Raw genomic sequence first — 6,880 nt, 5'->3', positions numbered from 1 at the left:
CAGACTGTGGAACGTTGAAGCCGAGTGTCACGGTGTCGCCCTGTGGCGCATTCGTGTAACCAGCGTGGTTTGCAGCGGACAGGTATGTTGGCAGTGCCAAGCCTGCGCCCGCAACCGCGGATGTCTTCAACAGACCGCGACGTGTAAAGTTGCTTGTGGACATGAAAATCCTCCCAGATTTCGTATGTAAGTGAGGGCAGGTTCCTCCTCCTGCGTCTCACGGGTTTGCACAAAGTGCTCGGTCTTTATGCGGTCGCGATAGAAAATTTCGCAACAAATCCTTTTGGCGAAACAATTATTTTGTCAACGAATGCACAATACTTTAGTATACATTGTAAAGTTATTATTCTGCGTCGCAGAAAGGCGTTGAAACTGTAAAGGAAAATTCATGGGTCGCGATACTCTGACGGGTTCTCGCATTCGCGAGCGCAGGATCATGCTCGGTGTGAAGCAGGCGGAACTTGCCCGCAAAACCGGAATATCTGCCTCATATTTGAACCTAATCGAACATAACAGGCGGAGAATCGGCGGAAAGCTCCTGCTTGATCTGGCCGCAGTTCTTGATGTTGAGCCAACTTTGTTGACAGAAGGCGCAGAGGCTACGCTCATGGCATCTTTGCGCGAAGTCGCCGCAAGCCAACCCTCTCACTCCGCTGAATTGGATCGCTTGGAAGAGTTCGCTGGCAGGTTCCCTGGATGGGCGCGTATGATCGAAAGCATCTCCCAGCAGCAAAGCTCGCTGGAGCAAACGGTTGTCTCGTTGACCGACCGCATGACTCACGATCCGCAACTTGCCGAAGCGCTGCATGATATATTGGGGGCGGTGACATCGATCCGCTCGACGTCGTCTATTTTGGTCAAAACCGAAGAGCTTGAGCCAGAATGGCGCAACCGTTTTCATCGCAACATCAACGAAGACGCGCAGCGCCTAACGGAAGGATCGCAGTCCTTAGCGACTTATTTGAATGGCGAAATGAGCGAGACCAATCAAGTAACGACGCCGCAAGATGAGATAGAGGCGTTTTTCCGTCAGAACAAATTCCAATTCCCGGCGCTCGAAGAAAGCTCAGATCAAGAGAGTGCTGGCGGCGCAATCACCGCTTTGTTGGCCGATGCTGAGTCGGTTGTGATCTCGGCATCTGCCAAAACCCAAGTTGAAGCGCTTCTTTTGCGGTATTGGCAGGATGCTCAGGCTTTGCCTGCTGAAAACCTGATGATTGATGTCGCGGCTCACGGGTTAGAACCTGCAAAAATTGCGGCTCGTATTGGTCTTGATATTGGCTGCGTCATGCGTCGTCTGTCATCATTGACGGGCGAGCAGCTTTCCCCGCTGATCAGTAGCGATATATATGACATTGGCGAAGAGGGGCTTGGGCTTGCTGTTTGTGACAGCTCAGGCACGTTAACCTTACGCAAACCTTTACGTGGGTTTCCTTTACCGCGATTTGGGGCGGCTTGTCCGCTTTGGAACCTTTATCAAGCGTTGTCGCGCCCTTTAACCGCGTTGCGAGAGACCGTAATTCAAAGCGGGCGCGATGCGGCGCATTTTGAAACCCAAGCCTTTGCCCAGCCTATCACATCGCCGCAATTTGGCGCGGTCGCATTGTTTGAATCAAATATGCTTATCGTTCCACTATCGCGCCATGTTGTGAGCCGAGGCTCGTATGCGCAAAATGGGGATGTGCGTCAGATCGGGGTGAGTTGTCGCATCTGTCCAATCGAGGTCTGTGCAGGGCGGCGTGAGCCGTCAATTCTTGCGGGCGGCTTGTAATGCCGTGCCGCGACAACGCGTGTCTTGGTATTTAATTGCAAAAGCCTGATGCATGCCTAAAATGACTGAACGTTAACGCTTGGCACAAAGCGGAACGTCTGCGCCAGCATGTTTGGGGCTGGGACGGGGGGAGACAAGATGAACAAACATGTTCTTTTGATAGAGGACGAGCCGAACATCATCGAAGCAGTGAGTTTTCTGCTCTCGCGCGATGGGTGGAGCGTATCGACACATTCAAATGGTCACGATGCGGCGGATGTCATTCGCGCCAAGCGACCAGATCTGTTGATTTTGGATGTCATGCTGCCGGGACGCAGCGGGTTTGATATTCTAGCCGACATAAGGAACGAGCCAGATTTTGCGGAAACGCCGGTTCTGATGCTGACCGCGCGCGGTCAGGCAAAAGATCGCGAAATGGCTGAACGCCTCGGGGCAACGCGGTTTATGACAAAACCGTTTTCAAACTCTGAAATAATCGAGACTTTGAATGAAATGAGCGCATCTTGAAGGAAGAGGAACCGTCGCAATCTGAGCCGTCGACGGACCGGCCTCGTCAAAGGCGGCTGTTTTTAGAGCGCCGAAGCTATACGCAGCGCCGGATCGTTGATGGCGTGCGAATTTTACCTGTGATCGCTTTGGTGTTGTTTATGATTCCGCTTATCTGGCCGAAAGGCTCTGATGCGGGCAGCATAGACAGCTCGACCAGCACATTTTATGTTTTTGTCGCCTGGTGCGCCTTGATTATCGCTGGAGCGGTTATCGCAACGCGAATTGGACCGATCAATGAAGCCTCAAACAATGACGCCGCTTCAGGGGACAGTCGAGCAAATCCAAGTTTCAATTCTGAACGCGGCAAAGGGTAATGGGTAACCTAAATATCTTGGTTTTTGTGTCGCTCGGCTATGTCCTTGCGTTATTTATCGTCGCGTTTTTAGCAGAACGTGCGGCGCGGGCAGGGCGGATCAAATGGCTACGTGCTCCGCTGATCTATACTCTGTCTTTATCAATCTATTGTACGGCTTGGACGTTTTACGGCGCAGTCGGCTTTGCGTCACGGTCGGGCTTAGAGTTCGTCACGATCTATCTTGGCCCGTCTTTGATTATGCTGGGATGGTGGTGGATCGTGCGCAAACTTGTGCGCATCGGACGCAACCAACGCATTACCTCTATTGCCGACCTCGTTTCTTCGCGCTTTGGCAAGTCGAACCTGCTTGCTGTTGGACTGACCATTCTCGCGGTCGTTGGAACTACGCCATATATTGCGCTGCAACTACAATCGGTTGTTCAATCCTTCGCGGTTTTTGCAGAAGCCTCTCAAGAAGGGTTTGATGAAGCCAGCCAAACAACCACGGCCCTTTGGATCGCCGTTGGCCTTGCGCTTTTTACGATCCTGTTCGGAACGCGTAAGCTGGATTTGAATGAGCGTCACGACGGTGTCGTCATGGCAATCGCTGTGGAGGCAGTGGTCAAGCTCGTCGCCTTGTTGGCCGTTGGTGTTTTCGTGGTGTGGGGCATTTCTGGCGGCATCGCGCCGATGATGGCCAAAATAAATGCGTCCGACATCGGAACTTGGGACGTCAGCGGAAGCCGTTGGGCTGGCCTTACGTTTCTATCTGCCGCGGCCTTTTTGTGCCTGCCACGTATGTTCCACGTTATGGTTGTCGAGAACGATGACGAAAGCCATCTGAGGTTGGCCTCTTGGGCGTTCCCCGCTTATTTGATGCTGATGAGCCTGTTTGTCATCCCTATTGCGGTGACGGGCCTCGACTTGCTGCCTCAAGGCGCAAACCCAGATATGTTCGTTTTGACCGTGCCACTTAGCCAAGGGCAAAACGGACTGGCGATGCTGTCATTCCTTGGTGGCCTGTCTTCCGCGACCTCTATGGTGATTGTTGCCTCTATTGCGCTCTCGACGATGGTTTCAAACCATATTGTTATGCCTGTGTGGCTCCACCTGACCAATCGCGGCGTCAGCGTTTCCGGCGATGTGCGATATGTTGTTTTGCTATCTCGCCGTTTGGCGATTGGCGCTGTTGTTGGACTGGCCTATTTCTACTTTAATCTCTCTGGTGGCGGCTCCGCTTTGGCTGCGATTGGCTTGGTTTCGTTTGTCGGGATGGCGCAGGTTTTGCCGGTTATGATTGGCGGAATTTTCTGGCGCGGTGCCACGCGCACAGGCGCACTTGCGGGATTGACGATCGGCTTTTTCATCTGGGGCTATTCGCTGTTTCTGCCGAGCTTTGGAAGCGGCGTTGTCTATTCCGAAAGCCTACTGGAGAATGGCCCATTCGGTCTGAGCTGGCTCGCACCACAAGCGTTCTTTGGTATCAAGGGTATGGATCCAATTTTACATTGTCTGATGTGGAGCATGCTGTTCAACACGAGCGTTTTTTGCGTCTTATCATTGTTCAGCTTTCCAGAACCACTTGAACGCTTGCAAGGCGCGCAGTTTGTAAACGTGTTCGAGCGCGCAACATCGACGCGCAACTGGTCGAGCGGCGTTGCGCAGTCCGAAGATTTGATGATTATGGCGCAGCGTATTCTTGGTGCACGAGAGGCGCAGACCCTCTTTAGGCGCGAAGCTGAAAACCAAGGGGCGAGCGGCCTCGTTCCGGAACCAACACCCCAGTTTTTAGACGTTTTAGAACGTGAATTGTCAGGCTCTGTCGGGGCGGCGACGGCGCATGCGATGGTTGGGCAAATCGTTGGCAGCGCGGCTGTTTCGGTCGATGACCTTCTCGCCGTGGCGGACGAAAGTGCGCAGATGATGGAGTATTCGAGCAAACTTGAAACCCAATCCGCAGAGCTGCAACGCACGGCAAAACAACTGCGCAGGGCGAACGAAAAACTCACGCAGCTTTCCGTTCAAAAGGACGGTTTCCTTAGCCAGATTAGCCATGAGTTGCGCACCCCTATGACGTCAATCCGCGCGTTTTCGGAAATTTTGCGTGACAGCGAAGATCTAAAACACGAAGACAAAGCGCGATATGCGGGAATTATTCATTCTGAAACTGTGCGTCTGACGCGCCTTTTAGACGATTTGCTTGATCTTGCAGTTTTAGAAGATGGCCGGGTGTCCCTGAACCTGTCTCAAAAGAGTTTGCGTGATGTGCTTGATGCGGCGATCTCTTCAGCTGGCTTGACCTCTGGAGAAGGCATGGAGATTTTGCGCAAACGCGCGAGCGAGGAAATAAGGGTCAGCACTGACATTGATCGTCTCGTGCAGGTTTTCATCAATGTCATCTCGAACGCTCGTAAATACTGCGACGCCCCCTCGCCAGAATTGAAGATTCGAGTGTTTCAAGCAAATGGCCAAGTCGTCGTTGATTTCATCGACAACGGCAGTGTGATCGAAACAGAAATGCGAGATGTTATTTTCGAAAAATTCTCGCGTGTTGGCGAGACCAAAGCAGGTGGCGCAGGCTTAGGATTGGCAATTTGCCGCGAGATTATGACCCGTCTAGAGGGCGAAATTGATTATTTGCCAGGGCAGGGTGGCAGCGCGTTCCGCGTTCAGTTTCCAGCGAATTTGCCGCCGGAAGGCAAAAATGCGTAAGTCTTTAGTAAGACATCGCCGTTATAGCTGAGCAAAGCGAGAGGATCGTAGGGGGCAGAATGCCTCTGCGGCGGTGTTTTGGAGGCTGGGCAATCAAACCCAATTCAGACGTACTTCGGCGCAAAATGCGCTCTGACCCTACAAGGGCCGAGGAACAGGCAGTCTCGCCTGCGAAAGCGGCACGTCTAAGCTTTGCGCGCGCGGCAGAGCAAACTTGCAAGCTCGCGTTGCGCGTAGGGAGTATTCGACAAAGCAGGCTTGATCTCGCGGATGTGGTTGAAAAACTTGAAGAAGACTGGGCGCTCTATCCGCTTTTGCATGACGATGGCTCTGTTGGTGTCATCGGCTTGGACCCGTCTTGCAGTATCGCATTTGTTGAGCAGCAAACTTTGGGCCTTGTCGCAAGTTCTGGGGCCGAGTTCAGAAAGCTGACGCGCACAGACAAGGCGCTTGCGGTGCCGTTCTTAGATCAGTTCTTTCGCCTTTTCGATGACGCTTTAGACGCTGCGCCAACCGCCTATTGGACGCGCGGCTATCGGACCGAAGATGCGACCGAGAACCGCCATTTGATGGTTTTGCTGCTTGATGCGAGCGAATATCGCGGCTTTGAGGTAAGTTGCGACGTTGTTGGCGTGGAACGCTCTGTCAACATTCGACTTTTTTTGCCGATGAAAGATCAGCGGGCGTCAGTACCTGAAAAGCCTAAAAAGAAGGCGGATGAAGGACCTCAGAAACCTGTTCCCAAATTACGCTCTGCCGCCCTTGCAGCGAACGTCGAGATGGATGCTGTTATGTGTAAAGTCACTATGCCCTTGTCAGAGCTTGGACGCTTAAAGCCGGGCCAGACAATAGCATTGCCACAAAACGCATCACGGCAAGCGCGCCTGCAGGACAAATCTGGGCAAACTTCGCTTCCGGTACAGCTAGGTCAACTTCACGGAATGCGCGCAGTGCGATTGGCACAAGGCAACGGCGATGCGCCTGCATCTGGAACGGATGCCCAAAATCATGTTCCAGCCAACCTTAGCGCAACTGAGGACTACGCGAGNNGAGGAAAAAGGCCCCCCAATCAGTGCGGCTAGCCCCAGTCTAGAAACACATCCCGACGAGAGCGTGGATGAGCTTGAAAACCTAATAGCAGCTGGCAAAGCCTAGATCAGAAAAGGTATTTTATCCGAGCGCGCCGCGCAGACCGGAAAGATCGTAACCCGCTTTTGCGGTCTGCATCAAAATATCATCGGCGCTTTGCTTGCCCGCTTGCGAGAGCGCCCAAATAACCGAAGAACGCGTGCCAGAGGCGCAATACGCGAGAACCGGGCCATCAGCGGTATCGACGATGCCAAACTGCTTTTCGATATTTTCTGGCGTCATTGTCTGATGCGTCAGTGGCAGCACATGAAACGAAATCCCTGCATCTTTGGCCGCAGCGGCGATCTGATCGGCTTGAAGCGCAGGCGGGTTTTCCGCATCGGGGCGATTACAGATGATGGTTTTGAAACCAGCGGCAGCAATGTCCTTCAACTCGGAAGGGTCAATCTGCGGCGAGACGGCGT

6 protein-coding genes and 1 pseudogene are annotated in these 6,880 nt (G+C 53.0%); 5 read left to right on the top strand and 2 right to left on the bottom strand.

Annotated features, from left to right (window positions below; translation table 11 throughout):
• A partial coding sequence (locus ACRBCU_RS18525) for a twin-arginine translocation signal domain-containing protein (RefSeq protein ID WP_431366878.1) occupies positions 1–163 on the bottom strand: 163 nt, incomplete at its 3' end.
• A gap of 225 nt (positions 164–388) precedes the next feature.
• Here ACRBCU_RS18525 and ACRBCU_RS18520 point away from each other — a divergent pair.
• From ACRBCU_RS18520 to ACRBCU_RS18500, 5 genes and pseudogenes are all read left to right on the top strand, one after another.
• Positions 389–1,771, top strand: coding sequence for a short-chain fatty acyl-CoA regulator family protein (locus tag ACRBCU_RS18520; protein WP_431366877.1), 1,383 nt, complete (start codon positions 389–391; stop codon positions 1,769–1,771).
• A 138-nt stretch (positions 1,772–1,909) separates the two neighbouring features.
• Positions 1,910–2,278 (top strand): response regulator transcription factor, encoded by a 369-nt coding sequence (locus tag ACRBCU_RS18515; RefSeq protein WP_431366876.1) that lies wholly within the window; start codon positions 1,910–1,912, stop codon positions 2,276–2,278.
• The gene (locus ACRBCU_RS18510) at positions 2,275–2,634 is read left to right on the top strand and encodes a hypothetical protein (protein ID WP_431366875.1); all 360 of its coding nucleotides are present in this window, start codon (positions 2,275–2,277) and stop codon (positions 2,632–2,634) included. The genes ACRBCU_RS18515 and ACRBCU_RS18510 overlap by 4 nt, the downstream gene beginning before the upstream one ends.
• Positions 2,634–5,327 carry an ATP-binding protein gene (locus ACRBCU_RS18505; protein WP_431366874.1) on the top strand — a complete coding sequence of 898 codons (2,694 nt, stop codon included), beginning with the start codon at positions 2,634–2,636 and terminating at the stop codon, positions 5,325–5,327. The genes ACRBCU_RS18510 and ACRBCU_RS18505 overlap by 1 nt, the downstream gene beginning before the upstream one ends.
• A 59-nt stretch (positions 5,328–5,386) precedes the next feature.
• A pseudogene (locus ACRBCU_RS18500) lies at positions 5,387–6,375 on the top strand (FliM/FliN family flagellar motor switch protein); the annotation flags it as partial.
• Between the two features lie 122 nt (positions 6,376–6,497).
• On the opposite strand, the gene ACRBCU_RS18495 reads toward ACRBCU_RS18500, so the two are convergent.
• The coding region (locus ACRBCU_RS18495; protein WP_431366873.1) for a TIGR01244 family sulfur transferase at positions 6,498–6,880 on the bottom strand (383 nt) is incomplete at its 5' end.

Source organism: Planktotalea sp. (genome assembly GCF_050633725.1).
GTDB lineage: Bacteria > Pseudomonadota > Alphaproteobacteria > Rhodobacterales > Rhodobacteraceae > Planktotalea.
Note: the sequence above shows the minus strand (reverse complement) of the source record. Positions and strands in the feature narration are given on the sequence as shown.